This window comes from Actinoplanes sp. NPDC020271 (assembly GCF_044388125.1).
In the GTDB taxonomy this organism is placed as follows: domain Bacteria; phylum Actinomycetota; class Actinomycetes; order Mycobacteriales; family Micromonosporaceae; genus Actinoplanes.
This window is the reverse complement of the sequence record NZ_JBIRWQ010000017.1, coordinates 92,586-111,211: the sequence shown is the minus strand read 5'-3', so window position 1 is coordinate 111,211 and position 18,626 is coordinate 92,586. Positions and strand designations below refer to the sequence as shown.

Annotated in this window: 16 protein-coding genes; 10 read left to right on the top strand and 6 right to left on the bottom strand. The window is 70.7% G+C overall.

The features are described 5' to 3' along the window. Positions 1-7 precede the first annotated feature (7 nt). Together ACH442_RS31155 and ACH442_RS31150 are read right to left on the bottom strand one after the other, a co-directional pair. The gene (locus ACH442_RS31155; protein ID WP_396341789.1) at positions 8-643 is read right to left on the bottom strand and encodes a response regulator; all 636 of its coding nucleotides are present in this window, start codon (positions 641-643) and stop codon (positions 8-10) included. Continuing rightward, the gene (locus ACH442_RS31150) at positions 640-1,884 is read right to left on the bottom strand and encodes a sensor histidine kinase (RefSeq protein WP_396341690.1); all 1,245 of its coding nucleotides are present in this window, start codon (positions 1,882-1,884) and stop codon (positions 640-642) included. Before ACH442_RS31150 ends, ACH442_RS31155 begins: the two co-directional genes overlap by 4 nt. A gap of 108 nt (positions 1,885-1,992) precedes the next feature. Here ACH442_RS31150 and ACH442_RS31145 point away from each other — a divergent pair, with 108 nt between their 5' ends. From ACH442_RS31145 to ACH442_RS31110, 8 genes are all read left to right on the top strand, one after another. Next, positions 1,993-2,742, top strand: a complete 750-nt coding sequence (locus tag ACH442_RS31145) for an ABC transporter ATP-binding protein (protein ID WP_396341788.1) — start codon at positions 1,993-1,995, stop codon at positions 2,740-2,742. Positions 2,743-2,744: 2 nt separating this feature from the next. Continuing rightward, a complete protein-coding gene (locus ACH442_RS31140) occupies positions 2,745-5,135 on the top strand; it encodes an ABC transporter permease (protein WP_396341689.1) in 2,391 nt (796 codons plus the stop codon). Between the two features lie 216 nt (positions 5,136-5,351). Then, positions 5,352-6,158 carry a thioesterase II family protein gene (locus ACH442_RS31135; protein WP_396341688.1) on the top strand — a complete coding sequence of 269 codons (807 nt, stop codon included), beginning with the start codon at positions 5,352-5,354 and terminating at the stop codon, positions 6,156-6,158. Positions 6,159-6,170: 12 nt separating this feature from the next. Beyond that, positions 6,171-7,925: a fatty acyl-AMP ligase gene (locus ACH442_RS31130; protein WP_396341687.1), complete on the top strand. Its 1,755-nt coding sequence runs from the start codon at positions 6,171-6,173 to the stop codon at positions 7,923-7,925. Next, entirely contained in the window at positions 7,922-9,538 is a 1,617-nt protein-coding gene (locus tag ACH442_RS31125) for an acyl-CoA dehydrogenase family protein (RefSeq protein ID WP_396341686.1), read from the top strand. The genes ACH442_RS31130 and ACH442_RS31125 overlap by 4 nt, the downstream gene beginning before the upstream one ends. Then, positions 9,538-11,259 (top strand): acyl-CoA dehydrogenase, encoded by a 1,722-nt coding sequence (locus tag ACH442_RS31120; protein WP_396341685.1) that lies wholly within the window; start codon positions 9,538-9,540, stop codon positions 11,257-11,259. The genes ACH442_RS31125 and ACH442_RS31120 overlap by 1 nt, the downstream gene beginning before the upstream one ends. A 33-nt stretch (positions 11,260-11,292) precedes the next feature. Further along, the gene (locus tag ACH442_RS31115) at positions 11,293-11,583 is read left to right on the top strand and encodes an acyl carrier protein (RefSeq protein WP_396341684.1); all 291 of its coding nucleotides are present in this window, start codon (positions 11,293-11,295) and stop codon (positions 11,581-11,583) included. A 9-nt stretch (positions 11,584-11,592) separates the two neighbouring features. Then, complete coding sequence (locus tag ACH442_RS31110; RefSeq protein WP_396341683.1) at positions 11,593-12,165, top strand: DUF1579 family protein; 573 nt, start codon at positions 11,593-11,595, stop codon at positions 12,163-12,165. A gap of 20 nt (positions 12,166-12,185) precedes the next feature. Here ACH442_RS31110 and purU read toward each other — a convergent pair whose 3' ends face one another. From purU to ACH442_RS31095, 3 genes are all read right to left on the bottom strand, one after another. Beyond that, on the bottom strand, positions 12,186-13,037 hold the full coding sequence (purU, locus tag ACH442_RS31105) for a formyltetrahydrofolate deformylase (protein WP_396341682.1): 852 nt from the start codon (positions 13,035-13,037) through the stop codon (positions 12,186-12,188). Between the two features lie 81 nt (positions 13,038-13,118). Beyond that, positions 13,119-14,117, bottom strand: a complete 999-nt coding sequence (locus ACH442_RS31100) for a LuxR C-terminal-related transcriptional regulator (protein WP_396341681.1) — start codon at positions 14,115-14,117, stop codon at positions 13,119-13,121. A gap of 108 nt (positions 14,118-14,225) precedes the next feature. After that, complete coding sequence (locus ACH442_RS31095) at positions 14,226-14,768, bottom strand: hypothetical protein (RefSeq protein ID WP_396341680.1); 543 nt, start codon at positions 14,766-14,768, stop codon at positions 14,226-14,228. A 100-nt stretch (positions 14,769-14,868) separates the two neighbouring features. Here ACH442_RS31095 and ACH442_RS31090 point away from each other — a divergent pair, with 100 nt between their 5' ends. Continuing rightward, positions 14,869-15,750, top strand: coding sequence for a hypothetical protein (locus ACH442_RS31090; protein WP_396341679.1), 882 nt, complete (start codon positions 14,869-14,871; stop codon positions 15,748-15,750). A 141-nt stretch (positions 15,751-15,891) separates the two neighbouring features. Further along, positions 15,892-17,592 (top strand): BTAD domain-containing putative transcriptional regulator, encoded by a 1,701-nt coding sequence (locus tag ACH442_RS31085; RefSeq protein ID WP_396341678.1) that lies wholly within the window; start codon positions 15,892-15,894, stop codon positions 17,590-17,592. 55 nt (positions 17,593-17,647) lie between these two features. On the opposite strand, the gene ACH442_RS31080 is transcribed toward ACH442_RS31085, so the two are convergent. After that, complete coding sequence (locus tag ACH442_RS31080; protein ID WP_396341677.1) at positions 17,648-18,583, bottom strand: TauD/TfdA family dioxygenase; 936 nt, start codon at positions 18,581-18,583, stop codon at positions 17,648-17,650. Positions 18,584-18,626: the final 43 nt, after the last annotated feature.

Genomic DNA, 18,626 nt, shown 5'->3' with positions numbered 1-18,626 from the left:
ATGGTTTTCAGCCGCGCAGATAGGCGAGGACGGCGAGCACGCGACGGTGCCCTTCAGTGGCGACCGGGAGTTCCAGCTTGTTGAAGATGCCGCCGATGTGCTTGTTCACCGCGGCGTCGCTGATATGCAGCTTCGCTCCGATGTAGGGGTTCGAGCGGCCCTCCGCCATCAGCGCCAGGACCTCCTGTTCACGGGGGCTGAGCCGATCCCGCGGGTCCTGCCGGCGGCGGATGAGCTGGCGGACCACGTCCGGGTCGACCACCGTCTCGCCGGCGGCCACCTGCTCGACGGCGCTCATGAAGTCGGTGACCGCGCCGACCCGGTCCTTGAGCAGGTATCCCACGCCGGCGCCGTCGCCGGAGTCGAGCAACTTCGCGGCGTACGACTGCTCCACGTACTGACTGAGCACCAGCACCGGCAGGCCGGGGAACGCGTCGCGCAGCTTCACCGCGGCACGCAACCCGTCGTCGGAGTGGTGCGGCGGCATCCGCACGTCGGTGATCAACAGGTCGGGTTGGTCCGAGTGCACCGCCTTCACCACGGCGTCGGCGTCGGCGACCGCCGCGATGATCTCGTGACCGAAACGGCTCAGGATGCCGACGAGGCCCTCCCGCAGCAGGGACGAGTCCTCGGCGACGACTATACGAAGGGGCACGGGATCTCCACGTGGATGATGGTGGGGCCACCGGGCGGGCTGGAGACCCGCATGCGGCCGTCGAGGACGCCGATCCGGTCGGCAAGCCCGGTCATCCCGGTACCGCCGCCCTGGTCGGCACCACCGACGCCGTCGTCGGTGATCTGCAGGGTCAGCACGTCGGCGTGGTGCCGCCCGGTGATCCGGGCGGTGGTCGCGCCGCTGTGCTTGGCGATGTTGGTCATCGCCTCGGTGATGACGTAATACGCGGCCAGCTCGACGGATTGCGGCAGCCGGGCGGGTAACTGCACGTCGACGGTCACCGGAATGGTGAACCGGCTGGTGTTCTCCTCGATCGCGGCGACCAGGCCGTTGTCCGCGAGCACCTGCGGGTTGAGCCCGTGCACCAGGTCGCGCAGCTCGGCCAGGGCCGTCGACAGCTGCTCCTGCGCCGCGCCGATCCGCCGGTGCAACGGGGACTCCGGCTCGGTGTCCAGCTGCATCAGCCCGAGTTGCATGCTGAGCGACACGAGCCGCTGCTGGGCGCCGTCGTGCAGATCGCGTTCGATGCGGGCTCGTTCCGCCTCGAACGCGCCGACCAGCCGGGCCCGGGACCGGCTCACCTCGGTGAGCTGCTCGCCGAGCTCCTGGTCGCGCGGCGACAGGATGATCCGGGTGAGGGCGGCGCGCGCGCCGGCCCACGAGGTGATGGTGTAAGGCCACGCCGCCAGCAGCAGCACGCCGGGGATCGCCCACGGCCACACCGCCGGATCCTGAACCGCGGCCTGGATGCAGATCCACGGCACGCCGAACGCGAACCCCAGCACCACCAGGTCCAGCCAGCACAGGGCGGTGGTGGAGATGAGAGTGAAGGCCAGCTCCCGCCAGGTCGCTGGTTCGGCCAGCCGGGTCCGTAGCCAGGCCCGGAAGCCGGGTTCGGCCGGCGCCTGATGAGGGTCGTCGGTGCGGTCCACGTCGACCAGTCGCAACCGCCAGCGTTCCAGGCGGGCCACGGCGAGGCCGGACAGGGCGGTCGCGAGCAACAGCACCAGTCCGATCAGGATGACGAGGGAGATCACGCCGGTCGCGATCAACGCGGCCAGGATCCCGAGGGTCACCGCACCGAGCAGGACACCGGAGAACAGGTACGCGAGAGCGCGCCACGGCCACGAGGTGAACAGGAATCCGAGTGGGCGCTGGGCCATCGCCTGCCACGCTGTCCGGGTTTGCACTCTCCGACCGTAGGACATCCCGCATGGGCCGCACAGTAGAGCGGACTCTACCTTCGGAACTACAGTCCGGGTCAATGTGCCGACCCCTGCCGGCAAGGTCTGATAGTTGGCATGACGACGACGCAGATGACCTCCGTTACGACGGCGGTTGAACTCAACACCGTCCGCAAGGTCTACGGATCCGGCGACCAGGCCGTAACGGCGCTCGACGACGTCTCCATCGACTTCCCTCGCGGCACCTTCACCGCGGTCATGGGCCCCTCCGGCTCGGGCAAGTCCACTCTGCTGCAGTGCGCGGCGGGGCTCGACCAGCCGACCTCCGGGCAGATCCTGGTGGCCGGGCAGGACGTCGGCGCGATGGACGAGAACCGCCGCACGATCCTGCGCCGCGACCACATCGGCTTCGTCTTCCAGGCCTTCAACCTGGTCGCCTCCCTGACCGCCGCGCAGAACGTGGAACTGCCGATGCGCTTCGCCGGCAAGCGGCCCGACCCGGCCGCGGTGCACGCCGCGCTGACCCGGGTAGGCCTCGGCGAACGCACCGGACACAAGCCCAGCCAGCTCTCCGGCGGACAGCAGCAGCGAGTGGCCCTGGCCCGCGCACTGATCACCCGCCCCGACGTGCTCTTCGCCGACGAGCCGACCGGCGCCCTCGACACCACTACCTCCGGTGAGGTGCTGACCCTGCTCCGCACGCTCGTCGACGACCAGCAGCAGACCACGATCATGGTGACCCACGATCCGATCGCCGCCTCGTACGCCGATGTCGTGGTCTTCCTCAAGGACGGACGGATCGCCGATCGGGTGACGCTGCGCCGGGGCGACCCGGCCAACCCCGAGCTCATCGCCGCCCACATGACCCGGTTGGAGAACTGATCATGCTCGCACTGGCCAACATCCGTGAACGCTGGCGTTCCTTCGTCGCCGCTTTCCTCGCCGTCGCGTTCGGTGTCGCCCTCATCGGCGTCACGCTGATCATCTACGACTCGGCCCGCCCACAAGTCCAGTCGCGCTATGGGGCCGCGCCGGTGCTCGTCATCCCGCATCGGGCCGCGAACGAGAGCGGCACCCCGAAGGACTTGATCCCGTGGAGCGAGGCGGACGCCGCGGCTCTCGCCGGCCGGCTCGGCGGGATCGAGGGAGTTCACGGGACCGTCATCGACCGGTCGTTCTACTCGCAGGCGTTCCGCAACGGGCAGCCGGTGGCCGACGACGCGGCCGAGGACGCCGGGCACGGCTGGTCCAGCACCCTGCTGGCGCCGTACAAGCTGGTTGCCGGCGCCGCGCCGCAGACCGCCGACCAGGTCGCGGTGGACGCGTCGCTGAACGTCAAACCCGGCGAGAAACTGCAGCTCAACCTGGCCTCCGGGCTGCGGGAGCTGACCGTTTCGGGCACGGTCGACGGTCCCGGCTACTTCTTCACCGACGCGGCCGCCGCGCAGCTCGATTCGGGCGTACGGACGATCGCCCCGCTGCTGGACGACCCGGGCAAGGCCGGCGCCGTGGCGAAGCAGGCGGACGCCCTGACCGGCGAGGCGGGCACGGTCCTCACCGGTGAGGCGCGGTCCGCGCTGGAGCCGCAGTTCGTGGCGCACAAGCGCTTCCTCGGCACGCAGTTGATCGCCGCGATGGCCATCCTCGGCCTGTTCGTGACGGTGTTCGTGGTGGCCGCCACCCTGGCCCTGGCGACCGCTCAGCGGCGACGTGAGATCGGCCTGCTACGCACCATCGGCGCCCAGCCGAAGCAGATCCGCCGGATGATTCTCGGCGAGGCGGCCGGGGTCGGCCTGGCCGGCTCGGTGGCCGGCTCGGTGCTGGCGGTGGCAGCCGCGCCGCTGATGAAGGCGATCCTGGTGAACCTGGACGTGACCGCTCCCGGCTTCGCGATCACGGTGTCCGCCTGGCCGCTGCTGACCGCGGCCCTGATCGGCGTCGGGGTGGCCGTGGCCGGCTCGTGGGCGGCGAGCCGGCTGGCCGCAAAGGTGGCTCCGCTGGAGGCGTTGCTGGACGCGCAGTCCGAGAAGCGCACGATGACGCCGACCCGGTGGCTGGCCGGGGCCGGTGCGCTGGGCCTCGGTGTACTGCTCGCGGTGATGACCGCGGTGTCCGGCGCGGACGACCGGATCAACATGGCGATGGGCGCAGCCATGTGCTTCATCGTGGCGGCGGCGCTGCTCGCTCCGGTCGTCATCGGCCCGGTGGTCCGGCTGGTCACCGCACCACTGACCCGGCGGTCCACCTCGGCCGGCCCGATGCTGATCCGCTCCGAACTGCTGAACGCGACCCGCCGGGCGGCCTCGACGGCGGCGCCGATCATCGCGGCGGTCGGGTTCGCGGTGCTGATCAGCGGCATGGTGGAGACGATGCGGACGGCGTACCCGGCCGGTGAGACGAAGAAGCTGGCCGGCCAGGTCCTGATCGCGCCGGAGGGCACGCCGGGCCTGAGCGACCAGGTGGTGGCGCAGAACCCGGTAGGCAAGGCGGCGCTGCCGACCCGGATCTTCCTGGACCGCCCGGGCAAGGGCCCGACCGTGATCGACGCGCTCGGCTCGCGGGACCCGCGCTGGGACAAGCCGGGCGAGGCCGTGCTGGGCGAGAGCACCGCGAAGATGTTCGGCGTCGCCGCCGGGCAGACGGTCACCGTCCGATTCGTCGACGGCCTGAGCGAAACGGTGAAGGTCTCCCAGGTGCTTCCGGACGACCCGGGCCGCGGTGCCTTCGTGATGTCCCGGACGCTGGTCCGGCAGCACGACCGCGCGGCCCTCACCGACACCGTCTTCATCCCGCAGGCCAACGCCCCGCAGACGGTGGCGGCCGGCGCCGCGCTGCACGACGCGCAGAGCTACGCCCTGGCCGACTACAACACCGACGCCCGCCTCACCACCAGCCTCGCAATGATGCTCATCGTGGTGGCGGTCGGCTACAGCGGCCTGGCGGTCGCGAACAACATGGCGATGGCGGCATACGGCCGCAAGGACGACTTCGCGGTGATGAAGTCGGCCGGTGGCACCGTCCGGCAGCTGATGAAATTCGTGATCGGTGAGACCGCGCTGATCTCCGGTGTCGGCATCGCGCTGGGCCTGCTGGTGACGCTGCCGCCGCTGGCCGGCATGGCCTCGGGCCTGTCGGAGGTGACCGGCACCGACGTCACGATCCAGCTCAGCGGGGGTGTGGTCACCGCCGCGATCCTCGGCTCGCTGATCATGGCGATCGGCGCGAGCGTCGCGGTCACGTGGCGAGTGCTCCGGCCCCGGGTGGCGGCCGGCTGAGCCGGGGTGGGGACCCCGTGGACAGACCCCCACCCCTAGGAGCCCGAGGACGGCGGACCCCCGCCGCTGTCCTCGGGCTCCGTCGTGTTCGCCGGATGCCGCTCCCCGGAGCGGCATCCGGCGATCGGCGCTTACCGGGAGATCGACGCTTATAGAAAGCAGGTAGCCCTCGACGATTCGCTATGGCCTCCACCTATCCGATGGGAGGCGATCAGCATGGTCGTCCGGGGGAGCCAGACGTCCGCACGATGGCTGCGGCCGTGCAACGACGTCGCGTACCCGACCAGCCACCTCGTGTGCCTGCCGCACGCGGGAGGCACCGCTCAGGCATACCGCAGCTGGCCGAGCCTGCTGCCGGCCGACGTGGCGGTGCACTCCGTCCAGTACCCGGGCCGCCAGGACCGGCTGCGTGAGCCGGCCGCCGAGGCGCTCACCGACCTGGTCGGCCCGATCGCCGACGAGCTGACCCCGCTGCTCGGCTCGCCGCTGACGCTGTTCGGGCACAGCATGGGCGCGATCGTCGCCTACGAGGTGACGCTGGAGCTGCAGCGGCGCCACGGCGCTGTCGTGGACCTGCTGGCCGTCTCCGGCTCCCGGGCCCCGGACCAGCGGGAGCCGGGTGACAAGGACAAGCTCACCGACGCCGCGCTGATCGCCGAGATCAGCCGGGTGAACAGCACGTTCGGGGATCTGCTGGCCGCACCGGAGCTGCTTGACCTGGTGCTGCCCACGATCCGCTCCGACTACCGGCTGATCGGCGGCTACGACCGCACGACGGTCGTGCCGGTACGCGCGCCGATGCTGGCCATGGGCGGTGACGAGGACCCGGACGTCAGCCGCGCCGACCTGCTGCAGTGGTCCCGGTTCAGCAGCGCCGGCTTCGACTCGGCCGTCTTCCCGGGCGGCCACTTCTACCTCGCCGCCCACGAGGCGAGCGTCCTGCGCCGGCTGGCTTGCTCACTGCCGTCCGGCACCCCCCGCCGGCATCAGCGGGTCGCCGTCCAACAGCCGTCGAACAACTAGGGGTCCGTAACCATGACCGAATCCCGTACCGTCTCCGCAGTCTTCCGCCGGATGGTCGAGCGCCGCGGCGACTGTCACGCCGTCGCCTACGTCGGCGACCCCCTGGACGAGTCCACCTTCCGCTGGTGGACCTACGCCGACGTGGACCGGCAGGCCCGGAGCATCGCCGGCTGGTTGACCCGGCAGGCGCTGCCCGGCTCCCGTGTCCTGCTGCTCTACCCGGCCGGCGGTGACTTCGTCACGGCCCTGCTCGGCTGCTTCTACGCCGGCATGGTGGCGGTACCGTCGTCGATGCCCGGCCGGTTCATGCACGACCAGCGCCGGGTGCTCAACATCGCCCGGGACGCCAAGGTCTCCTGCGTACTCACCGTCGGCGCCGAACAGGAATCGGTGCGCTCCTGGGCCGAACAGACCGACCTCGACGCGGCGATCCTGGCCACCGACACGACCGAGTTGTTCCCGCTCGCGGCCGACGCGATCCATCCGGTACGGCCGGACAGCGTGGCGGTCCTGCAGTACACCTCCGGTTCCACCTCGGACCCGAAGGGCGTGGTGATCACCCACGAGAACCTGCTGCTCAACGCGGCTTCGGTGCACGAAGGGCTGAACACCGACGAGACGAGCCGGTTCGGCGGCTGGATCCCGAACTACCACGACATGGGCCTGATGGGGCACATCCTGCCGCCCCTGGTGGTCGGTGGTGAGGTCGTGCTGATGAGCCCGGCGACGTTCCTGCGCCGGCCGGTCACCTGGCTGCAACTGGTCGACCGGTTCGACCTGAAGCTCTCGGCCGGCCCCAGCTTTGCGTACGAGCTGTGCCTCAGCCGGGTCACCGACGAGGAGATCGCCAAGCTGGACCTGTCCGGCTGGCAGAACGCCGCCAACGGCTCCGAGCCGGTGAACCCGACCGTGCTGCGCGCCTTCACCGAGCGTTTCGCGGCCGCCGGCTTCCGTGCGGACAACTTCTCACCGTGCTACGGCATGGCCGAGGCGACCTTGGTGGTGTCGGCGTTCGCCACCGGCGACCCGGTGGTGCGGCGCTGCGACGCGGCCGCCCTGGCCGAGAACCGGATCGTGCCGGCCGCCGTCGACGGTGAGCACCGCGACCTGGTCAGCTGCGGCGCGCCGGTCGGCATCGACCTGCGGATCGTGGACCCGGCGACCGGCGAGGAGCTGGCCGACGGCCGGATCGGCGAGATCTGGCTGAGCGGCCCCAGCGTCGCACAGGGCTACTGGCAGAACCCGGCCGCCACCGCGGCGGCCTTCGGCCATCGGGTCGGTGACGCCGACGGATTCCTGCGCACCGGCGACCTGGGCACGTTACTCGACGGCGAGGTCTACGTCACCGGGCGGATCAAAGACATGATCATCGTACGAGGCCGCAACATCTACCCGCACGACGTGGAGCAGGAGCTCCGCCTGCATCACCCGGAACTGCGCGACCGGGTCGGCGCGGTGTTCACCGTCCCGGCCGGGGACGGCAGCCCCGACGGCCGGCTCGTCGTCACGCACGAGGTGCAGAAGCTGCCCGCCGGCCGGGACGCAGGCGACCTGATCGCGGGCATCCGCCACACGGTGTCCCGGGAGTTCGGCGTCCGGCCGCACGCGGTGTTGCTGCTGCGGCGCGGCGCGGTGCGGCGCACCACCAGCGGCAAGATCCAGCGCTCCGCGATGCGCGGACTCTTCCAGGCCGGCGAGCTGCAGCCCCTGCACGCCGACGGTTACTCCGCCGAGCGCATGCTGGCCACGATCGGCGAACCGCAGTGACCCTGGAGAGCCTGGGCCTGGACGAGGTCTCGGCATTCCCGGTCGCCGCCTGCGCCGCGCTGGACGAGGCGGGACTGCCTGCGTACTACGTGCCGGTCTCGCTCGGCGGCCGGCTGGATGGTCTCAGCACCCTGATCGCGCGTTTGCGGGAGACGGCCGCGACCGACCTGACGGTGGCGGTGGCGCACGGCAAGACGTTCCTCGGCGCGGTCTCGGTGTGGCTGGCCGGTGACCCCGGTCAGGCCGCCCGGCTGGCCCGGCACGTGCTGGCCGGCGAGGCGGTGGCGTGGGGGCTGACCGAGGAGGGCATCGGCAGCGATCTGCTGGCCGGGACGGTGTCCGCCACTCGCACCTCGGAGGGCTGGCGCCTGGACGGCCGGAAGTGGCCGATCAACAACGCCACCCGCGGCCGCTTCATGTGCGTGCTCGCCCGTACCGCCGAGGGCGGCGGCCCGCGCGGCTTCAGTCTCTTCCTGGTCGACAAGCACGCCCTGCCGCCCGGCGCCACCCGCCCGGTGGCGAAGGTGCCGACCCACGGCATCCGCGGCGCCGACATCAGCGGTTTGGAGTTCGTGGCCGCCCCGCTGCCGGCCGACGCCCTGGTGGGCACGGTCGGGGGCGGCCTGGAGACCGTGCTCAAGGCCCTGCAGTGGACCCGGACCGCGTGCAGCGCGCTCTCCCTGGGCGCGGCCGACCACGGCCTCGCCCTGGCCCGGCGCTACCTGTCCGAACGGCGGCTCTACGACCGGCGGCTCGGCGACCTGCCGCATGCCCGGGCCGGCGCCGGAGAGGGGGTGGCTCGGCTGTTCCTGGCCGAGGTGGTCGCCACCACCGCGGCCCGGGCCACACAGGCGGCGCCGGGCGAGCTGAGCGTGCTGGCCGCCATCGCGAAGGCGTTCGTCCCGAGCGTCGTCCACGAGCAGCTGCGGCAGCTCGGTGACCTGCTCGGGGCCCGTGGGTTCCTGACCGGCGTCGAAGGCTACGGCGAGTTCGCCAAACTCGAGCGCGATCACCAGATCGTCGGCATCTTCGACGGCAGCACCTGGGTCAACCGCAGCGCGCTGGTCACCAGCCTGCCGGCGGTGAGCCGGCTCCTGGAGCGCGACGCCGATCCCGGCGGGCCGCCCGCGTGGCTGAACCTGGACGCGCCGCTGCCCGTCCTGGATCCGTCGGCGCTGCGGCTGGCGCCGGCCGGCGAGTCGATCGTCCGGGCACTTCCCGGGGTGGTCGCCGGCCTGGAGCGTGATGGCAGCCTGCCGCCGGACGTGCTGGCGACGGCGCATCGGCTGGTGGCGGCGACCCGGGCGGTCCGTGACGAGCTGCGGACGATCCGGCCGGCCGCCGGGTTGCCACCGACCGCGGTGATGCGCCTGGCCGAGCGGTACGAGTGGTGCTTCGCGGGCGCCGCCGCGGTGAGCCTGTGGGCGGCCAACCCGCAGCGGCACGCCCTGCCGTGGTGGCGGTCGGGCCTGTGGCTGCGAGGCGCCCTGTCCCTGGTCCTCGCCCACCTCACCGGGACCCCGGTGGACTCTTTCGACCTGCTGGCGGAGAGGTTGCTCAGCCCGGACGGCGCGGCGGCCACGCTGCTGACCCGAGGATCGGGGGTGGCCTGATGGCCGCGGACGTCTTCTTGGATCGTGACATCGACGAGCGGATCGGCGCGCTGGAGGAACTCCTCGGGGATCCGCGTGATCCGGCCAATCCGGTCGGGCACACGGCGATCCTGGGCGCCGACGAGCGGGCCGAGCTGCTGCCCGCCGGTGAGATGGCGCTGGACGCATTCGGGCTCAAGGCCGAGATGGTGCCGGCCGAGCTGGGTGGGCGCTTCACCCGGGCGGACCATCTGGTGGAGTTGATGCGCTCGCTCTACCGGCGCGATCCCTCCCTTGGCCTGGGCTACGCCTCCAGCACCCTGCTGGGCGCGGTGAACGTGTGGACGGCAGGTTCGGCCGAGCAGCGCGCCGACCTGGCGGAGCTGCTGCTCGCCAACGGACGGGTGGCGGCGGCCTATCACGAGCTGGCGCACGGCAACGACATCGGCGCGATGGAGTTCTCGGCCCTGCCCGGCCCGGCGGGCGGGCTGCTGCTCAACGGGCGCAAGGAGGTCGTGTCCAACCTGCGACGGGCGGACGCCGTGGTGTTCTTCGCCCGCACCGATCCCGGCCCGGGCCGACGCAGCCACTCGCAGGTCTACGTGCGCAAGGCCGATCTGGACCAGCGCCGCTACACGTATCTGCCTCGCTTCCGTTCGGTCGGCATGCGCGGGGTCGATCTGGGCGGCATCGAGGTCCGGGACTGCCCGATCGACGCCGGCTCAGTGCTGGGGCCGCCCGGACGGGGCATGGAGGTGACCACCCGGGCCTATCAGCTGACCCGGGCCGCGCTGCCGGCGATGTTCACCGCGCTGCTGGACACCAGCCTGCGTTGCACGCTCGACCACGTCCGGTCCCGCGCGCTCTACGGCCGGACGGCCGACTCCATCCCGATGGTGCGCACCACCCTGGTGAACGCCTTCGTGGACCAGCTGGTGTGCGAGGCGCTGGCGCTGGCGGCGACCCGGGCGCTGCACCTGACTCCGCGGGCCGGCAGCGTCTACGCCCCGGCGGTCAAGTTCCTCCTCTCCGGCATGCTGCTGGAGGCCATGCAGCAGTTGACGCTCGTGATGGGCTCCGAGTTCTACCGGCGTGACGGTGTGCACGCGATCTTCGAAAAGATGACCCGGGATCTCAAACCGGTCGGCTTCGGGCACGTCGCCCGGGCCGCTTGCCTGACCAGCCTCATCCCGCAGTTGCCGTTGCTGGCCCGGCGGGGCTGGCGGACCGCCGAGCCGGCGCCCGACGGCCTGTTCGCCCCGGTGGCGGACCTGCCGCCGCTGGATTTCGCCGGCCTGACGATCACTTCGGGCGGCCACGACCCGCTCGCCGGGTCGCTGGCCACCGCGGCCGATCGGCTCGGCCCGGACGCGCCGGCCACGCTTCGCCGGCAGGTCGAGCGGCAGGCTGCCGAGCTCACCGCCCTGGCGGCACAGTGCGCGGGCCTCGCGCCCGCGGACCTGAGCACCGTCGCGACCGTACGGACCCGGCACCTGGCTGCCGCGTACGTGACGGCGCTGGCCGCCTCCGCCTGTGTCGAGCTTCATCTGCGGCACCGTGCCGTCGGCGGCTTCCTCGGCGACACCGACTGGCTGGTCGCGGCGCTCACCCGGCTGTCCGCCGCCCATCTGCCGATCACCCGGGACGTGCCCGTCGAGGTGGAGGGCTCGCTCTTCGCCGAGCTGCTGCGCCGGCACGACCGGGGCGCCGGATTCGGGATTTCGGCCCGTCAGCTGCGCTGACAGGTCATGGCACTCACTGTGAAGGGAAATCTCATGGACAGCATCACCGGAACGACCTCTGTCGACGACGCGGTCGCCACGCTGCGCCACTGGCTGCTGGAGCGGGTCGCGGCGTATCTGCCCGACGTCGAGGAGCCGATCAGCGCGAGCAAGCCGCTCGGCGAGTACGGCCTCGACTCGATCGTCGTGCTGGCCCTGGCCGCCGACATCGAGGACCACCTCGCGATCAGCCTGGACCCGACCGCCCTGTGGGACTACCCCACGGTCGACCAGCTCACCGTCTTCCTGCTGGACGAGTGCGTCCGGCAGAAGTCACAGATATAAGGGGGAATCATGCGATCTTTCAAAATCATGGCGGGTGTGCTCGCCGTAGCGGTCGCGTTCGTGGCGCCGCTCCCGGGCAGTCCGGCCCAGGCGGTCGGCCCCGTTCAGGCGGCGGCCGTCGACTGGCCGATCCAGGAGATGGAACGCCTGGACCCGTTGGAGGGGGTCTGGAACTGCACCGGGCTCAACTACTCGCGGCCGGGGGCCACGCCGATCGCCGCGACCGGGTCGGCTGCGGTCAAGTTCTCGCAGGGGCAGCGCTGGCTGCAGTGGGATGTGAAGACCACGCTGGCCAACGGCTACGTCGGCACCGAGTTCGCCGTCTGGGGCTGGGACGCGGTGACCAAGACCTACTCCCTGGACACGTACGGCGAGGGGTACCGAGCGATCCTGCGCAGCCCGGGCTGGCAGGGCAACACGATCAAGGCGTACGGCATCACCACCACCGCGTCGGCGGACATCGTCAGGTCGCGCGTGTCGATGACCATCGAGGGGTCGGACGCGGTGAGCCTGCAGCGTGAGTACGAGGTGGACGGCGCGTTCTACGTTGCCGTGCAGCAGGCCTGCCGGCGCAGCTCGTAGACGGAACGACTGTGGGCCCGTCAGAAGACGAGGACCAGGTTGTCGTGTCGCAGCAGCCGGTCGTCGCAGTGCCACTCGATGGCCCGGGACAGCACGGTGCGCTCGACGTCGGCGCCCAGCCGGACCAGGTCCGCGGTGTCGTGCCGATGCGAGGCCCGCACCACGTCCTGCTCGATGATCGGACCCTCGTCGAGATCCTCGGTGACGTAGTGCGCGGTCGCGCCGATCAGCTTGACGCCTCGTTGGCGGGCCCGTTCGTACGGCCCGGCGCCGGCGAACGCCGGCAGGAACGAGTGATGAATGTTGATCACGGGGACCCGTACCTTCTCCAGGAACGCACCGGAGAGGATCTGCATGTATCGGGCCAGGACGATCACGTCGCACTCACCGTCGAGCACGTCGGCGAGCGCCCCCTCGGCCTGCGCCTTGCCGCCCGGCGCCACCGGCACATGGTGAAAGGGCAGACCGAACGACTCGACGGTGTCCCGCAGGTCGGGGTGGTTCGAGGCGACCAGGACCAGCTCGCCGGCCAGTTCGCCGCGGCGCCAGCGCCACAGCAGGTCCAGCAGGCAGTGATCGGTCTTGGAGACCAGGACCGCGATCCGCTTGGGCCGACCGGCGTCGGCGAAGTGCCAGGCCATGTCGTACGGCGTGGCGACCTCCGCGGCGAACTCCCCGACCAGGGTCGCCCGGTCCACGGCGTCGACCGCGAGCTCCATCCGCAGGTGGAACGTTCCTCCCTCCGGGCTGGTCGTGTATTGATCGGACTGGCGGATGTTCGCACCGCGGTCGTGCAGGAATTGCGTGACCGCGCGGATGATGCCCGGACGGTCCGGGCACGAGACGAGCAGGCGCAGCTTGTCGACGGGCATGGTTCCTCCAACACAGGCTCGGATCACTCGAATGTCGCGCAGCGATCTATGCCGGAACTCTGTGTCAGTGCCCGTGGTGGCTCAGCTCAGCCAGCGCAGCTCCTGTGCGCGAGCCCCACCCTGGAACCGGCTCTGCGCCCCGAGCGCGTCCATCAACTCGCGAATGAGCCGGCTCAACGTACGCGGCGAGATGCCCAGGTTGCGGGCGATCTTCTCGTCCTTGAGACCGGTGGCCAGCATTTGCAGCAGCGCGGCGTGCTGCGGGGCGAGCTGGTCGAGCGGTGGTCGGGGCAGCTCCTCGTCGTGCGGCAGCGCGTTGCCCGGATTCCACGCCAGATCGTAGAGATGGGCGATCGGTTGCACGATGGCCCCGCCCCGTAACACCAGCACCGGTGACTGTTCCTGATCACCAACTGCGGCTAGCAGAGCGAGCGTGTTGTCGCATATGATCATGCGCGTCGGCACCATCGGATTGGTGCGCACGTCCGCGCCGATATCGCGCAGCAAGTTCAGGTACTGCCGGGCGTAACCGACCCGCAGATACTGATCCTGATAAAGCGCGCGCATGCGGATGCCCCGGCGCAGCATGACTTCGTCACGTTGTAAGCCGCTGCGCAACATCTCCTCGGGCGGCGGCGGGCCGGGATGCACGGAGATCACCTCGTTGACCGCGCGGTCGGTGATCTCGGTCAGCAGCCCCCGGATCCGCCCGCTGTCACGGACCAGCTCGACCCGGATGTCGTCGGACGGACCGATGTCCATCGGCAGGAACCCCTGAACCAGAGTGGCCACTGCGGCCTGGGTCTCCGCGACCCGCCGGGCAGCCACATCCAGGGTGTTCATCTCGTCGCTGAGCAGCCGGCGTAACGCCGCGTCCGGAGTGAGCAGCGCATCCGACTGCTGGATTCCCTCGCTGTCCAGCAGTCGCAACGCCGACAGCACCTCCACGGCGCGCTGGCGCTTGGCGTCCTTCAGATCGAGAGCCTCGGCGGCGTTGGCCACATCCGAGCATCCGGTACGAAACATGTGTTCGTAGAGTCTTAGTGCCAAATCGACGTCTGTCTTATCAAAAACAGGCATAGACACTTCCCCCGTGCTAGACCATCACGAGGAATAATCGCACGATTTGTCACATCAGGACGAGTTCACCCCGGGAGTGATCTGGGTCACTTTTCACATTGAAGGACGTCACCACCGTACGCCCATGAGTCCGGTGTCGCCACGCGGACGATTCTGGCTCGACCGGGACGCATGACGCGCCCGGGCCGCCAGGCAACCGGCCAGCACCTCGCCGGCCATCTGTCTCCGACTGACCATCGGGACCCGGCGGACCGCATCGCCCGCCAGGCCGAACCGGTCGGCCTCGGCCACGGCCGACTGGGTATGCAGCAGATGGACGTCGACCGGAAGGCTCCGATAGACGAGCCAGGCCCAGGCCAGCGAGCCGTCGCCGGCAGCCGGCGCCTCCAGCGCCGAATGCACCAGCGGGCAGTCCAGTTCCAGGGCGAGCAGCACGGCGAAGAGCAGCGCCTCGGTGCCCCAGGCGAGCACCACATCAACCCTCGGCTCGGCGGCGCGGGCGCGTAACGCGCCGCATGCCGTGGCGACGGCCGCGCGAGTCAGCTCACCGCTGACCACGACGTCAGCCCGGTGGCCGAGCCGCTCCAGCTCGACACGCAGGGGATCGAAGTCAGCCGCCACCGCACTGACGACACACGCGAGCAGGCGCATCGCCGCACACCTTCCATCACAACCGATCCTGAGACGTCTCAGTGTCCGGAGCGCCGCGCGTCGCCGGTGCTCGGTCGGGTCATGTTGGCAGCTTGTTGCCATGTTTGTGACCTTCGGCGCGCCCATCGGGCGGGCGATTCGGCGGACCGCCGCATCACCGGAAACCGCCTGTCAGGCGGTGGCGACTCTCCGCCACTGCGAGTTGCCGCCTTTACAAAACCTTCCACTAGCCGCTCTACATCGACATCCTGGTTTCAGAGCCGAACGGATCCGGACGGATCAACGGTCACAATCCCCCTCCCTGAAAGGTCGATGTCATGCTGTCTGCCCTCATTCTCACCGTCACCACCACTGCCATCAACCTCTTCACGGCGGCCGACATCACCATCTGGTGGCCGTGACAATGCACGTCAAAATCGTCACGGCCCAACAAATACAATCGGTGCTGGCCGGCGCGGCACACCACCTCACACTGCTGACTCCGGCCGCCGCGCTGACCGACGGCTGCCCGGACGTGGCGGCCGCCGTCACGGCCGTCCGGCGCGGCGTGCGGGTCCGGGTGCATGTCGGCTCGGATCGCCGCGGTCCCTGCCCGGCGGTGGCTGATCTGGCGGTCCTGCCGACCGCCACGGTTCCGTGCCGGATGGCGGTGATCGACGGAAAGATCCTGGTCGCAGCTCAGAACGGCTGGGACTACACGGCCGGCGGGGCGGTGCTCGCGAGCCCCGGACTGGCTTCGATGATCGAGCGGTCGATGTGGCGCGACGCGGCGCCGCGGACCGGCGAGCCGCACCAATTGCCGTACGCCGAGCGGGCCGCGCTGACTCAGCTCACCCTCGGCGTGACGGACGACCTGGCGGCACGCAGCCTGGGTATCGCGACTCGGTCCTATCGGCGCACCGTCGCGGCCCTGATGCAACGGCTCTCCGCCGACAGCAGATTCCAGGCCGGTTATCGCGCCGCAAAAGCGAATTTGCTTTGACCAGATCGGTCCATCTATACGGACTCTCTCGGGGGAACGACAATGGAATTTTCGATTCTGGGTCCTGTGACAGCGCGCACATGCGGTATGGAGATCCCACTGTCGGGATCGAAAATAAACACCGTCCTCTGTGCACTGTTGGTGGCCCGGGGCAGAGCCCTGTCCTACACCAAGCTCAGCGAGTATCTGTGGGGCTGGACGCCACCGGCGACGATGAGCGCGCAGATCTACTCCTACGTCTACAAGCTGCGCAAACAGCTGGGCGACGAGGTACGGCTGGAACGCCAGCACGCCGGGTACACACTCGACACGCTCGGCGCGGATTTCGACGCGGTCATCTTCGACCGCCGGGTGGAGCAGGGCCGCCGCGCCCTCGCGGTACGTGATTACGGGAGCGCCGCCGAGCAGCTGCGCGGCGCCCTGGCGCTGTGGCGTGGCCCGGCGATGGCCAATGTCACCGAGCACCTGGCCGAGATCGAGCGGCCACCGCTCGAGGAAGCCTGGGCCAATGCCACCGAGCAACGCATCGAGGCGGACCTCGCGTTGCGTCAGGACACCGGGCTGGTCCCGGAGCTGACCAGCCTGGTCGGCAAGTTCCCGCTGCGTGAGCAGTTCCGTGCGCAACTGGTGCTCGCGCTGTGCCGCAGCGGCCGGCGCGCCGACGCGCTGCTGGCCTTCCACGAGGGCCGTCGGGTGCTCGCCGACCAGCTCGGTGTGGATCCGGGACCGATGCTCGTCCGGGCCTACCAGGAGGCGTTGCACGACGAGGAGCCCGAGTACGCGCCCGAGCCGAGCGTCGTCGCCCGGGAGCGCCGGCGGCGTGCCACCTCCTCGCTGCTGCCACCGGACATCTCGCACTTCACCGGACGCCTCGCCGAGCTGGCCACGGTGCGCGGCGCCTGGGCCGCGGCCGGCGGCCCCTGGGTGCGGACGGCGCCGAGCCGTCTGCTGATCACGGGAGCGGTCGGCACGGGCAAGACCGCCTTGGCCGTACGGATCGGGCACACCTCGGCCGAGCAGTTCCCGGACGGTGTCCTCTATGCCGCCCTGAGCGAGTGGGACGGCACGCCCCGGCCGGTCGCCGACGTCCTGGCGCAGCTGCTGCACGGCATGGGCCAGGAGCCGGCTCCCGGCGCCGACGTGCACGACCTCCTGCGTGACTACCGCGCCGCGGGGCACGACCGTCGCGTGCTGGTGATCCTCGACGACGTCGTCGACGAGCGGTGGCTGGACGACCTCATCCCGGCCAGCCCCCTGGCGGCCGCCGTGGTCACCAGCCGGCAGTACCTCACCGGCTTCCCGCACCGGCACGTCCTTGCGCTGGACCCGCTGCCGGAGCGCGACGGGGTGAAGCTGCTGGCCGCGATCGCCGGTGAGTACCGGGTCTACAAGGAGATGGCCGCCGCGCGGACAGTGGTGCGACTCTGCGACGGGCTGCCGCTGGCCCTGCACATCGCCGGCGCCCGGCTCGCGTCCCACCCGCTGTGGACGGTGGAGCATCTGGCCACCCGCCTCGCCGATCCGGCCCGGCGGCTCGACGAGCTCTGCCACGCCCGGCAGACCGTCCGCGGCCGGCTGATGGCCGCGATGCAGCGGCTGCCCGCGCCGGCCCGCGCGCTGCTCCCGGCGCTGGTCAGCGCGGATCATGCGGGGTTCACCGCACGATCGGTGACGTCGGCGGCCACGGCGCTGGTCGAGACGGCCGATCGGCTGGAGGAGCTCGCAGACCTGCACCTGGTCGCCCCGGCCGCGGTGGACGACGCCGGCTTCACCAGGTTCCGGCTGACCGGGTTGAACCGATTGCTCGCCGCCGAGCTGGCGGCCCGGGCGGCCCACACCTGAGACACCGGAAAAGGGGAGGCGGACGATCCGCCTCCCCTTCCGTTGTGCGTCGACCTCAGTCGGACATCGCCACCAGCGTGCGCCGGTCACCGGTGAACGACCGGCGACCGTGCCCGACCAGCACGTTGTCGATGAGCATCAGGTCGCCGGACTGCCACGGGACGTCGACCGCGTGTTCCAGGCCCCGGTCGCGGATCTGCTCGACGTACCGTCCGGGGATGGGGCTGCTGTCGGCGAACGTGACGTACTGCGGCAGCTCGTCGAGCGGCAGGATGTCGTAGAGCTCGGCCGCCGTCTGGTCCCCCAGCCCGGCCGGATGCCACTGGTCGGCCTGGTTGAACCAGACCTCGGCGCCGGTGACCGGGTGCCGGGTGGTGGCGGGGCGCACCTGGGTGACCCGCAGGCCCTCCGGCCGCCACTCCCACTCGGCCTCGGCATCGGTCAGGAACTCCTCCACTTCCGCACGGTCGCTGGTCTCGAAGGTGTCCTGCCAGCTCTTGCCGAGTCCGTAGCCGTCGTGCAGGTTCTGCACGTAACGGACCCCGCCGGCGAACGCCTCGCGAACCTCGGCGTCGAGCGACGCCAGCCAGAGCTCACCGTCCACGATCGGTGTCCCGCCGCCGGTGACCGCCGCGATCTGGCTGTAGAAGGCCAGCCGGGCCGGCCAGCGCCGGGCGTAGCAGAGCTCGTTGTGCTGAGAGATGGTGAACTCGGCCGGATACTCGGTCGAGGTGTAGACATTGCCGCGCACCCGGGTCCGCGGCGAGTTGCCGTGCACGTAGGGCAGGCGGTTGGGCAGCAACCGGTCGAGCACTCCGTCGAGATCCTCCGGCGTCACCCCGAAGTCACGGAAGACCAGCGCCTTCTTCTCCACCAGCAGGGTGGACAGGCCGTCGGGGCCGAGGTCGTCGAGCCATCCGGCGAGCCGGCGAGCGCCCTTGTCGGTCGCCCGGATCTCGTACGGCGCCCACGCGATGGCGATGTCCGTCATGAATTCATCCTTCGTCCCGGCCGCGCCACCCGGCACGGCGCCG